We start from the raw sequence: 21,211 nt of genomic DNA on the forward strand, positions 1-21,211 counted from the left end.
GCGCACACCGGGTGCCGAAATTCATCTGATAGGTCCGCCGCGTTCCATGCTCGCGGTGCGGAGCGGAGAGACCGCTCGGCACCGGAGGTGATGACGTGGCGGGACGGGTGCTCCGTCTGGTGTGTACGGCGGCGGTGGCGGCGCAGGCCGCTCTCGCCCCGGTGTCCGCGGCGGCCGCGCCCGCGCCGCCGCCGGCCCAGCGCTCCGTGGCAGGCCTGCTGAAGGACCTCCAGCAGCGCTACCGGCAGGCCGAGCGGGCCACCGAGGCCTACGACGCCACCGCGGAGCGGCTGACGAAGCAGCGCGCCGAGGCGGCCCTGCTGGAGGCCGAGCTGACCCGGGCGCGGGCCGCCCTGCGCGACAGCCGCAGCGCGGCCGGACGGCTCGCCCGCCGGCAGTACCAGGGCAGCACCGGCCTCTCCCCCTACGTCCGGCTGCTACTGGCGCGCGATCCGCAGCACGCCCTGGAGGAGGGGCACCTCATCGGGCAGCTGGCGCGGGAGCAGGCGGAGACGGTCGGGCGGCTGGCCGGACGGGAGCGGGCGGCGGACGGGCTGGCCCGGCGGGCGCGTGCGGCACTGGACGCGCGGACCCGGCTGGCGGCCAGGCAGCGCACGGCGCGCGACGACGTGCGCGGCCGGCTGTCCGGCGTGGAGCGGCTGCTGTCCTCGCTCACCCCCGCGCAACTGGCGGCGCTGGCCGCGCTCGAGCAGCGCGGGATCGCCGACGCCCAGCGGGAGTTCCTCGCCTCGGGCGCCCTCGGCCTCACCGGGGCACCGCAGGCGCCCGGGGCTTCGGGACCCGGGGTTTCGGTATCCGCGGGTGCGGGGGGTGCGCCCGGGGTCGCCGCCGGGCCGTCGGCCGCGGCCGTGGCGTCCGGCGGTGCGGGGACACTGGCGGGCGGCGGTGCGCCGCTTGCTCCGGGTGCGCCGGGCGTGCCCGGAGCGGCCGGGGGGCGGGCGCCGAGCGAGGCGGGCGCGCGGGCCGTGCGCTGGGCGGTGCGGCAGCTCGGCAAGCCCTACCAGTGGGGCGCCCAGGGTCCGCAGGCGTACGACTGCTCGGGGCTGACCTCGCAGGCCTGGGGGTACGCCGGCACCCCGATCCCCCGGACCAGCCAGCAGCAGTGGGCGCGGCTGCCGCGCGTCGCGCTCAGCGACCTGCGGCCCGGCGACCTCGTCGTGTACTTCCACGAGGCCACGCACGTCGCCCTCTACCTCGGCGGCGGGCTGGTCGTGCAGGCACCGCGGCCCGGCACCCGCGTGAAGGTCTCACCGGTAGCGGCCAACCCGGTGCTGGGCGCGGTGCGGCCCGACCCGGGCGGGGAGCCCCTGCGGCGGTACACGCCGCCGGTGCTCCCCCCGGATGCGCCGGGCGGGCCGGACGCGGGGTTCTACGCGGCGCCCGCGGCGCCCGCCACCTCGGCCAGGTAGGCCTCGGTCCTGGCCGGCTCGTAGAAGAAGTTCTCGAAGTCGGCCGGGTCGTTGAAGGCGTTGGCAAAGCGGTCGGCGACCGGCTGGAGCTGGCCGGCGGCGCCGATCAGGTTCAGGATGTGCTCCGGCGGCGGGGCGAGCATGGCGTTCGTCCACTTGGTCACGTGCTGCGCCGTGTTCCAGTAGCGGTCGAAGGTCTGCTGCATCCAGGCCTCGTCGAACGGCCGGTCGCCGTGCTCGGTGATGGAGGCGAGGTACGCGGCGGCGCACTTGGACGCCGAGTTCGAACCCTGACCGGTGATCGGGTCGTTGGCGACGACGACGTCGGCGACACCGAGCACCAGACCGCCGCCGGGCAGCCGGCCGATCGGGTTGCGCACGGTCGGGGCGTAGCGGCCGGCCAGCGTGGCGCCGGCGTCGGTCAGCTCCACCTTGGTGGCCCGCGCGTACTCCCAGGGCAGGAACTTCTCCATGAGCTCCAGCGTCAGGGAGAGGTGCTCCGAGGGGTCCTTGACGCCGTTGAAGACGTCCAGCGGACCGCCGGGGATGCCCTCCCAGAAGAGGATGTCGGCGCGGCCGGAGACGGTGAGCGTCGGCATGACGAACAGCTCGCCGACGCCGGGCACCAGGTTGCAGCGGACCGCGTCGAACTCCGGGTGCTCCGGTCGCGGGCCCAGGCCGTGCACGTAGGCCACCGCGAGGGCGCGCTGCGGGTCGGTGTACGGGGAGCGGGAGGCGTCCCGCTCGAACATGGAGACCAGCTCGCCCTTGCCCGCCGAGACGAGGACGAGGTCGTAGGTCCGGGAGAAGTAGTCCAGGTCGCCGACGGCCGCGCCGTGGATGACGAGCTGGCCGCCGCGCTGGGCGAAGGTCTCCATCCAGCCGGCCATCTTGACGCGCTGGTCGACCGACTGGGCGTACCCGTCGAGCCGGCCCACCCAGTCGATGGCGCGCTGCGAGGGGCCCGGGTCGAAGGAGCCGGGGGCGGCGACGGAGACGCCGAGCCCCTCGATCCTCGGGGCCTGGGACTCCCAGAAGTTGAGCTGGAGGTCGCGCTCGTGCTGCAGCGCGGTGTCGAACATGCACTGCGTGGACATGACCCGGCCGGCGCGGATCTCGTCCGCGGTCCGGTTGGACATCAGGGTGACCTCGTACCCGTGCGACTGGAGGCCGAGGGCGAGCTGGAGGCCGGACTGGCCGGCCCCCACGACGAGTATCTTCCGCATGCGGGTGGTGTCTCCTATGTCTTGCTGGGCTACTCGCGGATTACGCGGGTGTGTGCTCGAGTGCGTGAGCCACGAGGGCGAGCAGGGATTCGATGGCCGAAATCCTGCGCCGCGCGTCCATGATCATGACAGGTATGTGCGGGGGAATCGTGAGAGCCTCGCGCACATCCTCGGGCTCGAACATCTCGGTGCCGTCGAAGTGGTTGACCGCGACGACGTAGGGGAGCCCGCAACTCTCGAAGTAGTCGAGCGCGGGGAAGCAGTCCTTCAGGCGGCGGGTGTCGGCCAGCACCACGGCCCCGATCGCACCGCGCACCAGGTCGTCCCACATGAACCAGAACCGCTGCTGGCCCGGCGTGCCGAACAGGTAGAGCACCAGGTCGTCGTCGAGCGTGATGCGGCCGAAGTCCATGGCCACCGTGGTGGTCGACTTGTCCGGCGTGGCCGTGAGGTCGTCGGTCTCCTCACTCGCCTCGGTCATCAGCGCCTCGGTCTGCAGAGGCGTGATCTCGGAGACGGAGGTGACCAGCGTCGTCTTGCCGACGCCGAACCCGCCCGCCACCACGATCTTCGTGGCGATGGGGGCGCGGTTGCGGTCCGTCTGCCAGGACTGCGGGTGGTCCTCTTCGTCGAGGAGCGGGGAGACACCGAAGGAGGCGGCGTCAGAGACGGCGGAGTCCACTCAGCACCCTTTCCAGCAGAGCGCGGTCCGGGCGGCCCACACCGTGGCCCGTTCCGGTTCCGTACACACGGATCTTTCCCTGGTCCGCGAGGTCGCTGAGGAGCACGCGGACCACACCGAGCGGCATCTTCAGCAGCGCGGCGATCTCGGCCACCGTACGCATCCGGCGGCACAGTTCGACGATGGCCTGCATCTCCGGCATGACCCGGGTGGTGAGCGAGCCGTTCGTCAGTTCCTTGCGTTCCGGCGGGGCCTCCAGCGCGGCCACGAAGGTCTCCACGAGGAGGACGTGGCCGAAGCGGGTGCGGCCGCCGGTGAGCGAGTAGGGCCGGACCCGGGCGGGCTTGCGACCCCCGCCGCGGACCGGGAGGTGGTGCTTGGACGGACTGGTCATCGGGCGCTCCCCGCCGACTGGGACTCCAGGGATTTCCTGAGCTCGCTGCGGAGTTCGGGCGTCAGGACGTGTCCGGCGCGGCCGACGAAGAGCGCCATGTGGTAGGCCACCACGCTCATGTCGCACGCCGCGTTGCCGTGGACGCCGAGCAGCGAGCCGTCGCTGATCGACATGACGAAGAGGCTTCCCTCGTCCATCGCGACCATCGTGTGCTTGACCCCGCCGAAGCGCATGAGCTTGGCGGTGCCGATGGTGAGGCTTCCGATGCCCGAGACGATCGTGGCGAGGTCCGCCGAGGATCCGCGGGGGCCCGCGCGCCGGGCGCCGAGGCCCTCGCGGGCCTCGTCGTTGCGACCGGGATCGGACGAGAGCAGCAGCAGACCGTCGGAGGAGACCACCGCGACGGAGAGGATGCCGGGCACCTCCTCGACGAGGTTGGTCAGCAGCCAATGCAGGTTGCGGGCTTCACTGCTCAGCCCGAAGGTACTGGGCGCGGTCAACTGCTTGCCTCCTCGACGGTGCCCCCCGTGGCTTCTTCGGCATGTGCGTCCGCGGCCGGCCGGCGGCTCTGCGACGTGTGCTCGGCGATCTCCGCCTCGACCTCGCGGTAGCCCGCCTGCGCGCCGCTGCGGAAGCCGCCGAGGCGGCGGCGGAGTGCCTCGGCGTCCACCGACCCGGTCCGCTGGCGCGGGGCCTGGGCCGGTGCGGTGATCTTCGGGGTGCGCTTGGGCAGGCCCTTGGCGGTGACCGAGTCCTCGGCCTCGTCCGGGACCCGCCCGTGCTCCGGGCCGCCGTCGCCGGCGGTTCCCGCGTGGGGTCCGCCGGTGCCGTCGGTGTGGGTCCCCTGGCCGTACGCGGTCGGCCCGTGCGGGGCGGACGGCGCCTCGGCCGGGGTGCGGGCAGCGGGACGCGCGTGGGCCGGGTCCGCCTCGGGGGTGCGGCGGAAGGCCTGCGGGTCCGGCTCCGACGCCGGGTTGGGGAGCCGCAGCTCCATGGTGCTCTCGGCCGGGCTCTCGTGCGCCGCGTGCAGGGGCGTGGACTGCGCGGGCACCGACGGTGCGGCGGCCGGGGGGGTCGGTGCCGCATGCTGCGGTGCCGCGTGCCTGGCGGGCTGCCCGGACCGGGCGTCGCCGGCCTCCTCCGAGCGCCGGACCGCCTTCTCCGCCAGCGCCACCAGCGGGTCGCCGTCCTGGGCACGGCCGTACAGCACGTTGGAGTTGACCTCGGCGGCCGCTCCCGGCAGGGAGAAGCCCTGGGCGCCCTCGGTGACCGGTCCGGGCGCGGCGACGGCGGCGGCCGGGGCGGCCGCCAGCAGCGACTGCGGCACCACGACCACGGCGGCGATGCCGCCCTGCTTCTGCTCGCGCAGCTGCACCCGCACACCGTGCCGCTGGGCGAGGCGGGCCACCACGTAGAGGCCGAGACCGAGTCCGTCGTCGGACTCCTGGTCGTAGGGGGCCTCCGGGTCGAACGTGGAGAGGCGGGTGTTGAGACGGTTCATCCGCTGTCCGGTCATGCCGATGCCCTCGTCCTGGACGGAGAGCATGACCTCGCCGTTCTCCAGGAGCCAGCCGGAGACCTCGACCGGCTGGTCGGGCGGGGAGAAGGCGGTCGCGTTCTCCATCAGCTCGGCCAGCAGGTGACTGAGGTCGTCCGCGGCGAAGCCGGCCACGTGCGCGTGCGGCGGAAGCGCCGAGATGCGCACCCGCTCGTAGCGCTCGATCTCGCTGACCGCGGCGCGGACCACGTCGACGAGCGGGACCGGCCCGGCGCTCTGCTGGAGGTGCTCGGTGCCGGCGAGGACCAGGAGGTTCTCGCTGTGCCGGCGCATGACCGTGGCGAAGTGGTCGAGCTTGAAGAGGGTGGCCAGGCGCTCGGGGTCCTGCTCCCGCTCCTCCAGGCTCTCGATGACGGCGAGCTGCCGCTCGACGAGGCCCAGGGTGCGCAGCGCCAGGCTGACGAAGGTGCCGCCGATGCTGGTCCGCAGCCGCTCCATCTGGGCGGCGGACGCGGTCAGCTCCGCGCGCAGCTCCTCGCGGGCGTCGGCCATCCGCTGGCGCTGGCCGACCAGGTGCTTGCGGTCGGTCTCCAGGGTGGCGACGCGCTCGCCGAGGGCGGCGGCCCGGGTGTGCAGCGCGTTGACGGAGCGCACGACCTGCGCGAACTCGTCGTTTCGGCCGGTGAACTTCAGCACGTCCTCGGCCGCGGGGTCCTCGGCGCCGGCCAGGCGCGCGGAGCCCAGGCGGAGCACGGCGAGGGGACGGGTGAGTGTGCGCGCCAGGGCGGTGGCGACGCCCAGGGCCACCACGAGCAGGGCGCCGAGCAGGGCGATCCGCAGCTCCAGCGCGGTGACGTCGTCGTCGCGGAGCCTGGCCAGGTCCTTGGTGCGGTGGTCGTAGAGGGAGGACTCCGCGCCGCGCATCAGGTCCACCCGCGCGCTGAGCGCCGCGTCGGCCTTCTTGAGGCTGATGTTCAGGTCGTGCTCGGAGAACGTCGGCTGGCCGGTCAGCGCCGCCAGGTACTTGACGGCGGAGTTGACCTCGGGCCCGGTGACGGTGGAGTCGTAGGAGCCGCGGGCCGCGTCGGGGGCGGTGTCGCGGAAGTCGGCGAGGGCGGCGTCGGAACGCAGCCGGGCCTGCTGGGCGGCGGCGCTGAGGGCGTCGCGCTGCTCGGTCTCGCCGGAGCCGGCGGTCGTGGGCAGCCCGGTGGCCGGGTCGACGGCCGTCTGCGTGGCGCGCGGCACGCTGAGCGCCGCGAGGAGGAGGCCCCGGGCGGACGCGGCCTGCTGCACCGCGGTGTCCAGGGCGGCCAGGGCGTGGGTGCCGGTGTCGGTGCCGGGCGGCATCCGGTCGGCGAGCTCCTCGGCGAGCCGGTGCAGCTCGGTGATGGCGGCCGAGTAGGCCTGGTGGGCCTGGAGCGCGGTGCTCTGCCCGGTGAGCGCGGCCCGGCGCACGGCGGCGATGCCGTCGAGGTCGGTGCGCAGCCAGGACGGGAGGCCCGGCTCGGCGCGCAGCTCGTCGACCTGCCGGTCGACACGGGTGCTGCGCTGTTCGGAGGGCGCCTTGTCCTGGGGCCGCCCGGCGGCGACGTAGGAGGTGACCTCGTCCCGTTCGTCCGCGAGCGCGTGCGCGAGCGCGAGGGCGTCCTGGGTCTGCCCGGAGAGGGTGACCAGGCCCTGCGCGTCGCTCAGCTGCCCGGAGGCGGCGACCACCGAGGGTGCGCCGGCTCCGGCCACCGCCGCGGCCACGACGGCCACCGCGGCGATCAGCCGATTGCGTACGTGGGTGGGGCGGCCCCTGCCGACGGGGGGCGTCGCGGGCGACTGCTCCGGACCTCCTGCGGAGGCCTTCCGCTTGCCTGTGCGCCGAGTCCGCGTCTTCTGCACCGGTGCTCGCATTCCTGTACTCGTGTACTCATGGGCCCGGGTGGCGGCCCGTCAACCGCTTGACGGTACGTACACCCTCTCCGAGCTCTCGATTCCGCTCGACCAGGGGGGACCTGCGTCGGTTCCCGACCCTCCCAGTGCCGGTGGGCAGTGGTCCCGCATCGTCCGGCCGGCCACCCGAAGGAGTGAACATCGGAGGGGAGTTGGCGGGCAAGTTCTCCGCGGGGCCGTGACAGCCCTCCGCGGTGGGCCGGTTGGACGTCCGGGTCAGGCTTTGGCAGTATTCGCCACCACGCTTTCCCGGAGTGATCCATTCCAACCCAAAACAGGCGTGTGACCTGGTGCGCTGCATCAATCTCCGGGCGAATGACAGCCTTTCGCAAACCTTGTGAAGGGGTCGTGCAGACTGGCCGGATGCGAACTGAAGTCGTCTCGGAGCCCGCCCTCGCGGACCGCCCCACCGAGGATTTCGCGGCCGTCGGGCTCCCGGCCCATGGTCAGGGCGGTTGCCTGGTGGTCCTGGACGGGGTGACACCACCGCGGACGGAGACGGGATGCGTGCACTCGGTCCCCTGGTTCACCGCCCGTCTGGGCGGCGCTCTGACCGAACTGACCGTTTCCGGCCGAGATATGACGCTGTCCGGCATCCTGGCCCGCGCACTGCGGCGCACCGCGGACGCACACGCCGGGACCTGTGACCTTTCTCACTCGCGCACGCCGCAGGCAACCGTCGTCCTCGCCCGCTGGTCGCCGCAGACCGTGGAGTACCTGGTCCTGTCCGACTCCGCGCTCCTGGTGGAGGGCGCGGACGGGACGGTCACGGCCGTCCTCGACGACCGGCTCGCGCGCCTGCCCCGGGCCTCCCTCGCGACGGACGCCCTCATCGACGCCACCGTGCGCAACAAGGAGGGCGGCTTCTTCACCGCGGCCGCGGACCCGTCTGTGGCCGACCGCGCCGTCTCGGGCACCCTGCCGCGCGCCGGGATCCGGTCCCTGACCGCGCTGACGGACGGGGCGGCGCGCTGGGTGGAGAAGTTCGGTGAGGGCGACTGGACCGACTGCGTGGGCCTGGTCCGCAAGGAGGGCGCCCGGTCCCTCGTGCACCGCGTGCGGGCCCTGGAGGAGGCCGACCGGGAGGAGCGCGCGTACCTGCGGCGCAGCAAGACCCACGACGACGCGACGGTGGTCTTCGCGGAGCTGTGAGCCGCGGCGGGCCCGGGGGGCGTCCCGTCGTCCACCGTGGATCGGCGCGCCGCGCCGGATGCGCCGCAGGCCGGGGGGACGTTCGCGCACCGGGCGTGTCCGGACGATCCGTCGGCGCGGCGAGGTGCCGTGGCCGTCGTCGTGCGCCCGCCGGGGACGACGGGACAGTGCCTACTTCTCCATGACGTCGTTCAGCTCGTGCAGCAGCCGGGCCAGCTCGGACACCTCGCTGCGGTCCCAGTGGGCGAGCTGGCTGACGTAGCGGGCGCGCCGGGCGTCACGGACGCGGCCGACGCGGCGGCGGCCCTCGTCGGTGAGGGCCACCAGCCAGGCGCGTCCGTCCGCGGGGTCCGGCTCCCTGGCGACCAGGCCGAGTTCCTCCAGGGCGCGCAGCTGGCGGGACATGGTGGCCTTGCCGACGCCGATGTACGCCGCGAGGTCGGTGGCGCGGCGGCCGCCGCACTCGTCGAGGCGGACCAGCAGCCCGTACGCGGCCGGCTCCAGGTCCGGGTGGACCTCACGGGCCATCTCCCCCTGGTTGGCGCGGGCCCTGCGCAGAAGGACCGTCAGCTCCCTTTCCAGGGAGAGGAATTCACGGTCCGCGCCGGTCGGTACCGCGTCGGGTGCGCCCCGGCGCGCGTCTCCCTCTGCCTCTTCGTGCACGTCAGTCCCTGCCTCGGTTTTCCGGGTGGTGAGAGTTTCCGCCCGGCGCCGCCGTATCCGCAGCTCCGTCAGTATTTCGCAGGCGTAGACCAACGGCAGCCGCCGGACCCCTTCCCCCCGTTCGGTCTACGTGCGTAGCTTCTCCCACGGGCCCGGAATGGCATGCCCACGCCAGACTGGCGACTCCGGCGGGTCCGCGCTCCCCGTCCGGTGGCCTGCCCCGTGGTTCCCCCACCGTGCACCACCGATTCCCGGAGGCACGTCGTGCCCGTGCGCAGACCCGGTACGGCCCGACCCCGGCGGCTGCCCGCCGCGGGGATCCTGCTCACCGCCCTCGCGCTCCTGCTCGCCCTGCCCTCCCCGGCCTCGGCCGCACCCGCCCGCGGCTCCGCCTGGATGGGCATGGGCGTCGCCGCGCACGACGGCCGGGGCGGGGCGCCCGCGGCCACGGCGGCCGTCCAGACCGAGGGCGTCGACGTCGCGAGCTACCAGGGCAGCGTCGACTGGACGACGCTGTGGAACAGCGGAGTCCGGTGGGCCTACACGAAGGCCACCGAAGGGACTTACTACACGAATCCGTCCTTCGGCCAGCAGTACGACGGCAGTTACGGCGTCGGCATGATCCGCGGCGCCTACCACTTCGCCACCCCGGACACCACCACCGGTGCGGCGCAGGCGAACTACTTCGTGGACCACGGCGGCGGCTGGTCCGCGGACGGCAGGACCCTGCCCGGCGTGCTCGACGTCGAGTGGAACCCGTACGGGGACGCCTGCTACGGCATGACGGCGAGCGCGATGACCGGCTGGATCGCCGACTTCCTCGCCACCTACCGGGCGCGCACCGGCCGGGACGCGGTCATCTACACGGCCACCAGCTGGTGGACCCAGTGCACCGGCGACCACGCCGGCTTCGCCTCCGCCAGCCCCCTGTGGATCGCCCGCTATGCCGCCGATCCGGGCACGCTGCCGGCCGGCTGGGGCTACTACACGATGTGGCAGTACACCTCGACGGGCCCGACCGTCGGCGACCACGACCGGTTCAACGGGGCCCTGGACCGGGTCCAGGCGCTGGCCAACGGCTGACCGGCCGCTCGCCGGCGGCCGGACGCGGGTCCGTGGCCGACGGACCCCGGACCGCCCGTCGGGCCGCCCCTCGGCCCCCTCGGCGGCTCCGGCCCGGCGGAGGCGGAGGACCCGGGCCCGGCGGCGGACCGGGGCCCGGGCCCGCATCCCGGACAGGACCGGGGCCCGGGTCTCCCTCACGGAACCCGGGCCCTGCCCCGCCCACGGCGTCCGTCACGCCGCCGCGGGCACCTCCGGCGCCGCGCCGCTCGTCGCGGGCGCGAGCGCCAGCTCCAGGACCTGGCGGACGTCGGTGACGGCGTGCACGTCGAGCCGCTCCAGCACCTCGGCCGGGACGTCGTCCAGATCGGCCTCGTTGCGCTTGGGGACGACGACCGTCGTCACCCCGGCGCGCTGCGCGGCGAGCAGCTTCTGCTTGACCCCGCCGATCGGCAGGACCCGGCCGGTCAGCGACACCTCGCCGGTCATCGCCACGTCGGTGCGGACCGGGCGGCCGGACAGCAGCGAGGCGAGTGCCGTCGTCATGGTGACGCCCGCGCTCGGGCCGTCCTTGGGGACCGCGCCCGCCGGGAAGTGGATGTGCACGCCCCGGTCCTTCAGGTCCGCCACCGGCAGCTCCAGCTCGGCGCCGTGGCTGCGCAGGAAGCTCAGGGCGATCTGCGCCGACTCCTTCATCACGTCGCCCAGCTGGCCGGTCAGCGTCAGCCCCGCCGCTCCCGTCTCCGGGTCGGCCAGGGACGCCTCGACGAACAGCACGTCACCGCCCGCTCCGGTCACCGCGAGGCCGGTCGCCACGCCCGGCACCGCCGTGCGCCGCTCGGCCGGGTCCTGGGCGGACTCCGGCACATGGCGCGGCCGTCCGACCAGGCCGTGCAGATCGCCGTCGGTGACCGTGAACGGCAGCTCCCGCTCGCCCAGTTCGTGCTGGGCCGCGATCCTGCGCAGCAGCCGCGCGAGGGTCCGCTCCAGGGTGCGGACCCCGGCCTCGCGGGTGTACTCGCCCGCCAGCCGGCGCAGCGCGCCCTCCTCGATCACGACCTCGTCCGCGCGCAGGCCCGCCCGCTCCAGCTGGCGCGGGAGCAGGTGGTCGCGGGCGATGACGACCTTCTCGTCCTCGGTGTAGCCGTCCAGGCGGACGACGTCCATGCGGTCGGCCAGCGCCTCCGGGACGGCCTCCAGGACGTTCGCCGTGGCCAGGAACACCACGTCGGACAGGTCGAGTTCGACCTCCAGGTAGTGGTCGCGGAAGGTGTGGTTCTGCGCCGGGTCCAGGACCTCCAGGAGCGCCGCGGCCGGGTCGCCGCGGAAGTCGGAGCCGACCTTGTCGATCTCGTCGAGCAGGACGACCGGGTTCATCGAGCCGGCCTCCTTGATCGCGCGCACGATCCGGCCGGGCAGCGCGCCGACGTAGGTGCGCCGGTGGCCGCGGATCTCGGCCTCGTCGCGGACGCCGCCGAGGGCGACGCGGACGAACGTGCGGCCCATGGCGTGCGCGACCGACTCGCCGAGCGAGGTCTTGCCGACGCCGGGCGGCCCGACCAGCGCGAGCACGGCGCCGCCGCGCCGTCCGCCGACCACGCCGAGGCCGCGGTCCCCGCGCCGCTTGCGCACCGCCAGGTACTCGGTGATGCGCTCCTTGACGTCGTCCAGACCGGCGTGCTCGGCGTCCAGGACGGCCCGGGCACCCCGGATGTCGTAGGCGTCCTCGGTCCGCTCGTTCCACGGCATCTCGAGCACGGTGTCGAGCCAGGTGCGGATCCAGGAGCCCTCGGGCGACTGGTCGGAGGACCGCTCCAGCTTGTCGACCTCCTTCAGGGCCGCCTCGCGCACCTTCTCCGGCAGCCCGGCGGACTCGACCCGGGCGCGGTAGTCGTCGGACTCCTCGGCGGCGTCCTTGCCCTCCTCGCCGTTCAGCTCGCGCAGCTCCTTGCGGACCGCCTCCAGCTGACGGCGGAGCAGGAACTCGCGCTGCTGCCGGTCGACGCCCTCCTGGACGTCCTTGGCGATGGTCTCGGCCACGTCCTGCTCGGCGAGGTGGTCGCGCAGCTGCCGGGTGGCGAGGCGGAGGCGTTCCACCGGGTCGGCGGTCTCCAGCAGCTCGACCCTCTGCGCGGTGGTGAGGAAGGGCGAGTAGCCGGAGTTGTCGGCAAGGGCGGAGACGTCGTCGATGGCCTGGACCCGGTCCACGACCTGCCAGGCGGCGCGCTTGCGCAGCCAGCTGGTGGCCAGCGCCTTGTACTCGGTGACCAGTTCGGCGACCTGACCGGGGTAGGAGTCTCCCCCGTTCGAACGGGACGGGGAACTCGGGGAGGCGTCCGGCACGCTCTCCTCGACCCGTGTCCCCTCGACCCACAGGGCCGCGCCGGGGCCGGTGGTCCCGGCGCCGATCCGGATCCGGACGACACCGCGGATCAGGGCGCCCGGATCCCCGTCGGCGAGCCGGCCGACCTGCTCGACCGCACCCAGCACGCCGGTCCGGGCGTACGTCCCCTCGATCCGCGGCACCAGCAGGACCCTGGGCTTCCCGGGCTCCGACCGGGCGGCGGCCTGGGCGGCCTCCACCGCGGCCCGCACCTCGGCGTCGCTCAGGTCCAGCGGGACCACCATGCCGGGCAGCACGACCTCGTCGTCGAGCGGCAGCACGGGCAGGACGAGCGGTGTGAACGCCGTGGACTCAGCAGCCATGATCTCCCCTTCGGCAGTCAAGTTGAGCTATGCCGACTCAATGCTGCCGAGTCCCCGGATGTTCCCGGTCCGCTGTTCGCTCTGAGCGATCATGGGAGGACGGCCGGGGAACGGCCGCAACGGGCAGCCCCTGCACGGGACCCGAGGCCGGGAACGGCCCGGTGGGGAGCGCCCTCAGCCCACAACGACCGGAGCGGGACGTTCGATTCCGGCGCCGCACGCCCGGCGCTCCCGCTGCTCCCGGCGTTCCCGGTGCCAGCGGCGGACCAGCGGCCAGATCGCCGTGCCGAGGGCGACGGACAGCAGGTGGCCCCAGCTCGTCATGGGGTCGGTGTAGGCGAGGAGGTCCTGGAGCACGAGCGTGAGGAAGCCGCCGAGCAGAGGCCAGCGCAGCCAGGGCGGGAGCAGGCCGGACAGGGCGCCCACGCCGGCGGCGACCCCGAAGCTGATGCCGTAGTCGAGGCGGTGCAGCGAGGTGTCGGGCAGCCGGCCCGCGAGCACCGCGACCCCGACGGTGGCCTCGGTGGCGAGGGTGGCGGTCACGTGCCCGAAGAGGAAGACCCCGGCCGCACGCAGACCGCCCAGCCGGCGCTCCAGCGCGGTGAGCACGAGGAGGAAGAGCACCATGTACGGCGAGGCGATCCCGCCGGCGACCCACAGGGCACTGGACGTGAGCACCAGCAGGGGGGTGTGCACGAGGTGGGCGACATCGGTGCTGGAGCCCTGGAGGAGGGCGTCGACCGGCCCCTCCGGCGCGTACAGGGCGATCAGCGAGGTGCCGGCCAGCACCCCCGCGTAGCCGAAGGTGAAGGGGGTACCGCCGGGAGCGGGCAGCAGTCGGGCGGCGCGCGCCGCGGCGGAGCGGAGGAACGCGGCGCTGGAGAGCCGTGGGGCGGCGACCGCCCAGGTCACGCCGTCGTCCGGGCCGGACGGTCCGCCGGGGGGCGCGTCCGTCGCGGCGCCACGCTGCTGGGGCATGCCGTCCAGCAGGTCGGAGACGTCCGTGAGCGCGGAGCCGGCGGACGCCGGGCCGGTGTCCGCCGGCGGAAGGGGAGCGCCCGGGGGCGCCGCGGCGTCGGCCGTCGCAGTCCGTTCCAAGGGGGAGCGCTCCTTCCGTCCCGCCCCACCCTTGGCGGCGCACCGGCCGCTGTCTATGACCGACGCCACCCGGGAGCCGATTCACAGCAACTTCTGACCTTCCGCGGGCGTCCGACCGCCCGGGAGGCGCGCGCCGGCCCCGCACTTCACCCGTAATTCAGGTGGCGGAAAGGGGCCGTTGGGGCAGGATGTCCCCATGACCGCCCCGCACGGCACCACCACCCCGTACGGCACGGGCGCGCCCGGCGCGCAGGATCCGTACGAGCCGCCGGTGGTGCTGGACCGGCGGGAGGGCGCCCACGGCGAGGTCGTGCTGCGCCGGCACGGCACGCTGCTCCAGATCATCGCCAACGGGTGCTTCCTGATGGACACCTCCGACGGCCGCTCCGAGCGGCTCCTGGTCGACGCCGCCCTCGCCGCGCTGGACGGGCGGCCGGGGCCGGAGGTGCTGATCGGCGGCCTGGGCGTGGGCTTCTCACTGGCCCACGCGGCGGCCGACGCCCGGTGGGGCAGGATCACGGTCGTCGAGCGGGAGCCCGCCGTCGTGGAGTGGCACCGCGGCGGCCCGCTCTCGGCGCTGACCGCGCGGGCGCTCGCGGATCCCCGCACGGCGATCGTCGAAAGTGACCTGGTGCACTACGTCAATGAGACATCCGCCACGTTCGACGCGCTGTGCCTCGACATCGACAACGGCCCCGGCTGGACGGTCACCGACGGCAACGGCGACCTGTACGCGACAGCCGGACTGGCAGGCTGCGCAAGGGTTTTGAGGCCCGGAGGGGTCCTCGCGGTGTGGTCCGCCCAGCCGTCTCCGGAATTTGAAGGAAGCATGCGGAATGTCGGATTCCAACAGGTGCGCACCGAAGAGATCCCCGTTGCCCGGGGCGTTCCCGACGTCGTGCACCTCGGCATCCGCCCTGGATAGCAAAGGCGAGGTGACTCCCCGTACGCTGCTTTCCTGACGCCGATCATTCAAGCGTCAATCGCAGTCATGGGATCACCCCACGGATCCGGGAAGCACACCTCAGGGGCGGGCGATGGAGCAGACACACACCGCGCACAACGGCACGGCGGCGACCCCGGGCGCACAGCGCCGGGTTCTGGTGGTCGAGGACGACACGACCATCATGGACGCCATCGCCACCCGCCTGCGCGCCGAGGGGTTCGTCGTGCAGACGGCGGGCGACGGGCCGTCGGCCGTCGACACCGCCGAGGCCTGGCAGCCGGACCTGCTGATCCTCGACATCATGCTGCCCGGCTTCGACGGCCTGGAGGTCTGCCGCCGCGTGCAGGCCCAGCGGCCGGTGCCGGTGCTGATGCTCACCGCGCGCGACGACGAGACCGACATGCTGGTCGGGCTCGGGGTCGGCGCCGACGACTACATGACCAAGCCCTTCTCGATGCGGGAGCTGGCCGCGCGCGTGCACGTGCTGCTGCGCCGGGTGGAGCGCGCGGCGGTGGCCGCCTCCACGCCGCGCTCGGGCATCCTGCGCCTCGGCGAGCTGGAGATCGACCACGCGCAGCGCCGGGTGCGGGTGCGCAGCGAGGACGTGCACCTCACCCCCACCGAGTTCGACCTGCTGGTCTGCCTGGCGAACACCCCCCGCGCCGTCCTCTCGCGCGAGCAGCTGCTCGCCGAGGTGTGGGACTGGGCGGACGCCTCCGGCACCCGGACCGTCGACAGCCACATCAAGGCGCTGCGCCGGAAGATCGGCGCCGAGCGCATCCGCACGGTGCACGGCGTGGGCTACGCGCTGGAGACGCCGACCCCATGAGCGACGGGCCGGCCGCGCGGAGGAGCCCCCGGCGGGAGCCCTGGGGCGGCGTGCGGCCGTTCTCGGTCAAGACCAAGCTGGGCGCACTCGTCGTGATCTCCGTGCTGATCACGACGGGGCTGTCGATGATCGCGGTGCAGACCAAGACCGAGCTGCGCTTCATCATGGTGTTCTCGATGATCGCCACACTGCTCATTACGCAGTTCGTGGCGCATTCGCTCACCGCACCGCTGGACGAGATGAACACGGTGGCGCGGTCGATCTCGCAGGGCGACTACACCCGCCGGGTGCGGGAGAACCGCCGGGACGAGCTGGGCGGCCTGGCCCAGACGATCAACCGGATGGCCGACGAGCTCGAGGCGCAGGACCACCAGCGCAAGGAGCTGGTGGCCAACGTCTCGCACGAGCTGCGCACACCCATCGCCGGGCTGCGCGCCGTGCTGGAGAACATCGTGGACGGGGTCACCGAGGCCGACCCCGAGACCATGCGCACGGCGCTGAAGCAGACCGAGCGGCTGGGCCGGCTGGTGGAGACGCTGCTGGACCTCTCCCGCCTGGACAACGGCGTGGTCCCGCTCAAACGCCGCCGGTTCGAGGTGTGGCCGTACCTGTCGGGCGTCCTGAAGGAGGCCAACATGGTCGCCTCGGCACGCGCCGGCATCGCCTCGGGCTCCGGCAGCCACACCCGCACGGACGTCCACCTGCACCTCGACGTCTCTCCGCCGGAGCTGACCGCGCACGCGGACCCCGAGCGCATCCACCAGGTCGTGGCGAATCTCATCGACAACGCCGTCAAGCACAGCCCGCCGCACGGCCGCGTGACGGTGCGGGCCCGGCGCGGGACCCTCCCGGAGTCCCTGGAGCTGGAGGTCCTCGACGAGGGGCCCGGCATCCCCCGGTCCGAGTGGCACCGCGTCTTCGAGCGCTTCAACCGCGGAGCCGTGAGCCGTCCGCACGGCCCCGGCAGCGACGGCGGCACCGGCCTGGGGCTGGCCATCGCCCGCTGGGCGGTCGACCTGCACGGAGGCCGGATCGGTGTGGCCGAATCCGAGCGGGGTTGCCGGATCCAGGTCACCCTTCCGGGGCTCGACTCCGTGCCAAGTTGACGTAAAGTTCGACCCGGAACCACAAGATCGACGAAGGTCCCCGCAGGCGGACCCGTGTGATCAGGCGGGGGGCCGCACCTGTCCCGGGTCGGGCCCGGGTACCGCCTTCCCGGATGCAGCGGAACCACGGTTGTTTCCCGCCATTTCAAGCCCCGAAACACAGCTTTCGATGTGACTTACGCGACGATGAACCGGCCCGACCTGACCTTCACCGTCCCGGGGGCGTAGCCTTTATTTCCGCTGTCCATCACCTTGTGAAGCGGAAGAGGGCGGTTGCCGCCGTGTCGCCACAGTCCCCCAGTAACTCGAGCATCTCGACCGACACCGACCAAGCCGGGAAGAACCCCGCGGCCGCGTTCGGTCCCAACGAGTGGCTCGTCGACGAGATCTATCAGCAGTACCTCCAGGACCCGAATTCGGTAGACCGCGCCTGGTGGGACTTCTTTGCCGACTACAAGCCGGGGGCCGCTGCCTCGCCGGCTCCGGCGGGCACTGTGGCCGCGGGGGCCGCAGAGACCACCCCCACGGCTCCGGCGGCGCCCGCCGCCCCGGCGAAGCCCGCCACGCAGGCCCCGGCCGCCGCGCAGCCCGCGCCATCCGCGCCGGCTCCGGCCCAGGCCGCCCCGGCTCCGGCGAAGCCCGCCGCGCAGGCCCCTGCGGCCGCCAAGCCCGCCGCCGCGGCCGCCAAGCCGCAGGCCAAGGCCGCACCCGCCGCCGCGTCCCCCGAGGGCCCGGAGTTCATCACGCTGCGCGGTCCGTCCGCCGCGGTCGCCAAGAACATGAACGCCTCCCTGGAGCTGCCCACGGCCACGTCCGTGCGCGCGGTCCCGGTGAAGCTGCTGTTCGACAACCGCATCGTGATCAACAACCACCTCAAGCGGGCCCGCGGCGGGAAGATCTCCTTCACCCACCTCATCGGCTACGCGATGGTCCAGGCCATCAAGGCGATGCCGTCGATGAACTGGGCGTTCGGCGAGAAGGACGGCAAGCCGACCCTCGTCAAGCCGCCGCACGTGAACCTCGGTCTCGCGATCGACCTGGTCAAGCCCAACGGCGACCGCCAGCTCGTCGTCGCGGCGATCAAGAAGGCCGAGACCCTGAACTTCTTCGAGTTCTGGCAGGCCTACGAGGACATCGTCCGCCGCGCCCGCGACGGCAAGCTGACGATGGACGACTTCACCGGCGTCACCGTCTCCCTGACGAACCCGGGCGGCCTCGGCACGGTCCACTCCGTGCCCCGCCTGATGCCCGGCCAGTCGGTGATCATGGGCGTCGGCTCCATGGACTACCCGGCCGAGTTCCAGGGCACCAGCCAGGACACGCTCAACAAGCTCGGTGTCTCCAAGGTCATGACGCTCACGTCGACCTACGACCACCGGGTGATCCAGGGCGCCGCCTCCGGCGAGTTCCTCCGCCAGGTCGCCACCCTGCTGCTCGGCGAGAACGGCTTCTACGACGACATCTTCGAGGCGCTGCGCATCCCCTACGAGCCGGTCCGCTGGCTCAAGGACATCGACGCGTCCCACGACGACGACGTCACGAAGGCCGCGCGCGTCTTCGAGCTGATCCACTCCTACCGGGTCCGCGGCCACGTCATGGCCGACACCGACCCGCTGGAGTACCAGCAGCGCAAGCACCCCGACCTGGACATCACCGAGCACGGCCTCACCCTGTGGGACCTGGAGCGCGAGTTCGCCGTCGGCGGCTTCGCCGGCAAGTCGATGATGAAGCTGCGCGACATCCTCGGCGTGCTGCGCGACTCGTACTGCCGCACCACCGGCATCGAGTACATGCACATCCAGGACCCCAAGCAGCGCAAGTGGATCCAGGACCGGGTGGAGCGCCCGCACTCCAAGCCGGAGCGCGAGGAGCAGCTGCGCATCCTGCGCCGGCTGAACGCCGCGGAGGCCTTCGAGACCTTCCTGCAGACGAAGTACGTCGGCCAGAAGCGCTTCTCCCTGGAGGGCGGCGAGTCCGTCATCCCGCTGCTCGACGCGGTCATCGACTCCGCGGCCGAGTCGCGCCTGGACGAGGTCGTCATCGGCATGGCCCACCGCGGCCGCCTGAACGTCCTCGCCAACATCGTCGGCAAGTCGTACGCGCAGATCTTCCGCGAGTTCGAGGGCAACCTCGACCCGAAGTCGATGCACGGCTCCGGCGACGTGAAGTACCACCTGGGCGCCGAGGGCACCTTCACCGGCCTCGACGGCGAGCAGATCAAGGTCTCCCTGGTCGCGAACCCGTCCCACCTGGAGGCGGTGGACCCGGTCCTGGAGGGCGTCGCCCGCGCCAAGCAGGACATCATCAACAAGGGCGGCACGGACTTCACGGTCCTGCCGGTGGCGATCCACGGCGACGCGGCCTTCGCGGGCCAGGGCGTGGTGGCCGAGACCCTGAACATGTCGCAGCTGCGCGGCTACCGCACCGGCGGCTCGGTCCACATCGTCATCAACAACCAGGTCGGCTTCACCGCCGCCCCGGAGTCGTCCCGCTCGTCGATGTACGCGACGGACGTGGCGCGGATGATCGAGGCCCCGATCTTCCACGTGAACGGCGACGACCCGGAGGCCGTCGTGCGCGTCGCGCGGCTCGCCTTCGAGTTCCGCCAGGCGTTCAACAAGGACGTGGTGATCGACCTCATCTGCTACCGCCGCCGCGGTCACAACGAGTCGGACAACCCGGCCTTCACCCAGCCGCTGATGTACGACCTGATCGACAAGAAGCGCTCGGTGCGCAAGCTGTACACCGAGTCCCTCATCGGTCGCGGCGACATCACCCTGGAAGAGGCCGAGCAGGCGCTGCAGGACTACCAGGGCCAGCTCGAGAAGGTCTTCACCGAGGTCCGCGAGGCCACCTCGCAGCCGGCCGCCTCGGACGCCCAGCAGCCGCTGGACGGCTTCCCGGTCACCGTCCCGACCTCCGTCTCCGCGGAGGTCGTGAAGCGGATCGCCGAGTCCCAGGTCAACATCCCCGACCACATCACCGTCCACCCGCGTCTGCTGCCGCAGCTGCAGCGCCGGGCGGCCATGGTCGAGGACGGCACCATCGACTGGGGCATGGGCGAGACGCTGGCCATCGGCTCGCTGCTGCTGGAGGGCGTCCCGGTCCGGCTGTCCGGCCAGGACTCCCGCCGCGGCACCTTCGGCCAGCGGCACGCGGTGATCATCGACCGTGAGACGGGCGAGGACTTCACCCCGCTGCTGTACCTGTCCGAGGACCAGGCCCGCTACAACGTCTACGACTCGCTGCTCAGCGAGTACGCGGCGATGGGCTTCGAGTACGGCTACTCGCTCGCCCGCCCGGACGCGCTGGTGATGTGGGAGGCGCAGTTCGGCGACTTCGTCAACGGCGCCCAGACGGTCGTGGACGAGTTCATCTCCTCCGCCGAGCAGAAGTGGGGCCAGACGTCCGGCGTCACCCTGCTCCTCCCGCACGGCTACGAGGGCCAGGGCCCGGACCACTCCTCGGCCCGCCCGGAGCGCTTCCTGCAGCTCTGCGCGCAGAACAACATGACGGTCGCGATGCCGACCTCCCCGGCGAACTACTTCCACCTCCTGCGGTGGCAGGTGCACAACCCGCACCACAAGCCGCTGGTGGTGTTCACCCCGAAGTCGATGCTGCGCCTGAAGGCCGCCGCCTCGACGGCGGAGGAGTTCACCAGCGGTCAGTTCCGCCCCGTCATCGGCGACTCCTCGGTGGACCCGGCCGCGGTCCGCAAGGTCGTCTTCTGCGCCGGCAAGGTCTACTACGACCTGGAGGCCGAGCGGCAGAAGCGCGGCGTCACGGACACGGCGATCATCCGCATCGAGCGCCTCTACCCCCTCCCGGGTGCCGAGCTCCAGGCGGAGATCAAGAAGTACCCGAACGCCGAGAAGTACCTGTGGGCCCAGGAGGAGCCCGCGAACCAGGGCGCGTGGCCGTTCATCGCCCTGAACCTCATCGACCACCTGGACCTGGCGGTCGGCGCGGACATCCCGGCCGGCGAGCGCCTGCGCCGCATCTCGCGTCCGCACGGCTCGTCCCCCGCCGTGGGGTCCGCCAAGCGGCACCAGGCGGAGCAGGAGCAGCTGGTGCACGAGGTGTTCGACGCCTGAGTCCCCGCGCCGCGCGCGAGGGCCGTCCGACGGCAGGGCCCGGCCCCGAGCTTCCCGCTCGGGGCCGGGCCCTTCGGCGTGTACGGGGGCCTGCCCGGTGCCGCATAACCTGGAGGGGTCACGTCCCGCGGCCGATCGGCCCAGCACCAGGAGCGCACCCGTGTACTTCACCGACCGAGGCATCGAGGAACTCGAGAAGCGGCGCGGCGAGGAGGAGGTCACCTTCGAGTGGCTCGCCGAGCAGCTGCGGACCTTCGTCGACCTGAACCCGGACTTCGAGGTGCCGGTGGAGCGCCTGGCCACGTGGCTGGCCCGCCTGGACGACGAGGACGACGACGCGGACGAGTAGGCCGGGCCCGCCGGCGGCCGGCCGCGACCGGCGCGCCC

At 73.0% G+C, this 21,211-nt stretch carries 16 protein-coding genes; 8 read left to right on the forward strand and 8 right to left on the reverse strand.

Annotated features, from left to right (window positions below; genetic code table 11):
• Positions 1-95: 95 nt before the first annotated feature.
• Positions 96-1,430, forward strand: coding sequence for a C40 family peptidase (locus tag P3H78_RS04605; RefSeq protein WP_276107462.1), 1,335 nt, complete (start codon positions 96-98; stop codon positions 1,428-1,430).
• Here the strand turns inward: P3H78_RS04605 and P3H78_RS04610 are convergent.
• Genes P3H78_RS04610 through P3H78_RS04630 form a run of 5 tightly spaced genes read right to left on the reverse strand, consistent with a single transcriptional unit; the run spans position 1,391 to position 7,117 of the window.
• Positions 1,391-2,656 carry a styrene monooxygenase/indole monooxygenase family protein gene (locus P3H78_RS04610; RefSeq protein WP_276107463.1) on the reverse strand — a complete coding sequence of 422 codons (1,266 nt, stop codon included), beginning with the start codon at positions 2,654-2,656 and terminating at the stop codon, positions 1,391-1,393. The two genes, P3H78_RS04605 and P3H78_RS04610, sit on opposite strands and share 40 nt — an antisense overlap.
• Before the next feature lie 40 nt (positions 2,657-2,696).
• Entirely contained in the window at positions 2,697-3,338 is a 642-nt protein-coding gene (locus P3H78_RS04615; RefSeq protein ID WP_276107464.1) for a GTP-binding protein, read from the reverse strand.
• Positions 3,319-3,732 carry a DUF742 domain-containing protein gene (locus P3H78_RS04620; protein ID WP_276107465.1) on the reverse strand — a complete coding sequence of 138 codons (414 nt, stop codon included), beginning with the start codon at positions 3,730-3,732 and terminating at the stop codon, positions 3,319-3,321. Before P3H78_RS04620 ends, P3H78_RS04615 begins: the two co-directional genes overlap by 20 nt.
• Positions 3,729-4,232 carry a roadblock/LC7 domain-containing protein gene (locus tag P3H78_RS04625; protein WP_276107466.1) on the reverse strand — a complete coding sequence of 168 codons (504 nt, stop codon included), beginning with the start codon at positions 4,230-4,232 and terminating at the stop codon, positions 3,729-3,731. The genes P3H78_RS04620 and P3H78_RS04625 overlap by 4 nt, the downstream gene beginning before the upstream one ends.
• Positions 4,229-7,117 (reverse strand): sensor histidine kinase, encoded by a 2,889-nt coding sequence (locus P3H78_RS04630; RefSeq protein ID WP_276107467.1) that lies wholly within the window; start codon positions 7,115-7,117, stop codon positions 4,229-4,231. Before P3H78_RS04630 ends, P3H78_RS04625 begins: the two co-directional genes overlap by 4 nt.
• Before the next feature lie 414 nt (positions 7,118-7,531).
• Here P3H78_RS04630 and P3H78_RS04635 point away from each other — a divergent pair, with 414 nt between their 5' ends.
• On the forward strand, positions 7,532-8,320 hold the full coding sequence (locus P3H78_RS04635) for a protein phosphatase 2C domain-containing protein (protein WP_276107468.1): 789 nt from the start codon (positions 7,532-7,534) through the stop codon (positions 8,318-8,320).
• A gap of 171 nt (positions 8,321-8,491) precedes the next feature.
• Here the strand turns inward: P3H78_RS04635 and P3H78_RS04640 are convergent, their stop codons facing one another.
• Positions 8,492-8,983, reverse strand: a complete 492-nt coding sequence (locus tag P3H78_RS04640; protein ID WP_276107469.1) for a MarR family winged helix-turn-helix transcriptional regulator — start codon at positions 8,981-8,983, stop codon at positions 8,492-8,494.
• Positions 8,984-9,247: 264 nt separating this feature from the next.
• Here P3H78_RS04640 and P3H78_RS04645 point away from each other — a divergent pair, with 264 nt between their 5' ends.
• The gene (locus tag P3H78_RS04645; RefSeq protein ID WP_276107470.1) at positions 9,248-10,066 is read left to right on the forward strand and encodes a lysozyme; all 819 of its coding nucleotides are present in this window, start codon (positions 9,248-9,250) and stop codon (positions 10,064-10,066) included.
• A 213-nt stretch (positions 10,067-10,279) separates the two neighbouring features.
• Here the strand turns inward: P3H78_RS04645 and lon are convergent, their stop codons facing one another.
• Both lon and P3H78_RS04655 read right to left on the reverse strand, forming a co-directional pair.
• Positions 10,280-12,751 (reverse strand): endopeptidase La, encoded by a 2,472-nt coding sequence (lon, locus tag P3H78_RS04650; RefSeq protein WP_276107471.1) that lies wholly within the window; start codon positions 12,749-12,751, stop codon positions 10,280-10,282.
• Positions 12,752-12,925: 174 nt separating this feature from the next.
• Entirely contained in the window at positions 12,926-13,849 is a 924-nt protein-coding gene (locus tag P3H78_RS04655; RefSeq protein WP_313884382.1) for a rhomboid-like protein, read from the reverse strand.
• A gap of 196 nt (positions 13,850-14,045) precedes the next feature.
• Here P3H78_RS04655 and P3H78_RS04660 point away from each other — a divergent pair, with 196 nt between their 5' ends.
• From P3H78_RS04660 to P3H78_RS04680, 5 genes are all read left to right on the forward strand, one after another.
• Positions 14,046-14,774, forward strand: coding sequence for a spermidine synthase family protein (locus P3H78_RS04660; protein WP_276107472.1), 729 nt, complete (start codon positions 14,046-14,048; stop codon positions 14,772-14,774).
• Between the two features lie 112 nt (positions 14,775-14,886).
• On the forward strand, positions 14,887-15,624 hold the full coding sequence (locus P3H78_RS04665) for a response regulator transcription factor (protein WP_276107473.1): 738 nt from the start codon (positions 14,887-14,889) through the stop codon (positions 15,622-15,624).
• Positions 15,621-16,730: a HAMP domain-containing sensor histidine kinase gene (locus P3H78_RS04670; protein ID WP_276107474.1), complete on the forward strand. Its 1,110-nt coding sequence runs from the start codon at positions 15,621-15,623 to the stop codon at positions 16,728-16,730. The genes P3H78_RS04665 and P3H78_RS04670 overlap by 4 nt, the downstream gene beginning before the upstream one ends.
• A 281-nt stretch (positions 16,731-17,011) precedes the next feature.
• On the forward strand, positions 17,012-20,824 hold the full coding sequence (locus P3H78_RS04675; protein WP_276107475.1) for a multifunctional oxoglutarate decarboxylase/oxoglutarate dehydrogenase thiamine pyrophosphate-binding subunit/dihydrolipoyllysine-residue succinyltransferase subunit: 3,813 nt from the start codon (positions 17,012-17,014) through the stop codon (positions 20,822-20,824).
• Between the two features lie 160 nt (positions 20,825-20,984).
• On the forward strand, positions 20,985-21,173 hold the full coding sequence (locus P3H78_RS04680) for a DUF6104 family protein (protein WP_030709801.1): 189 nt from the start codon (positions 20,985-20,987) through the stop codon (positions 21,171-21,173).
• Positions 21,174-21,211 lie beyond the last annotated feature (38 nt).

Source organism: Streptomyces tropicalis, from assembly GCF_029269835.1.
Lineage (GTDB): Bacteria > Actinomycetota > Actinomycetes > Streptomycetales > Streptomycetaceae > Streptomyces > Streptomyces tropicalis.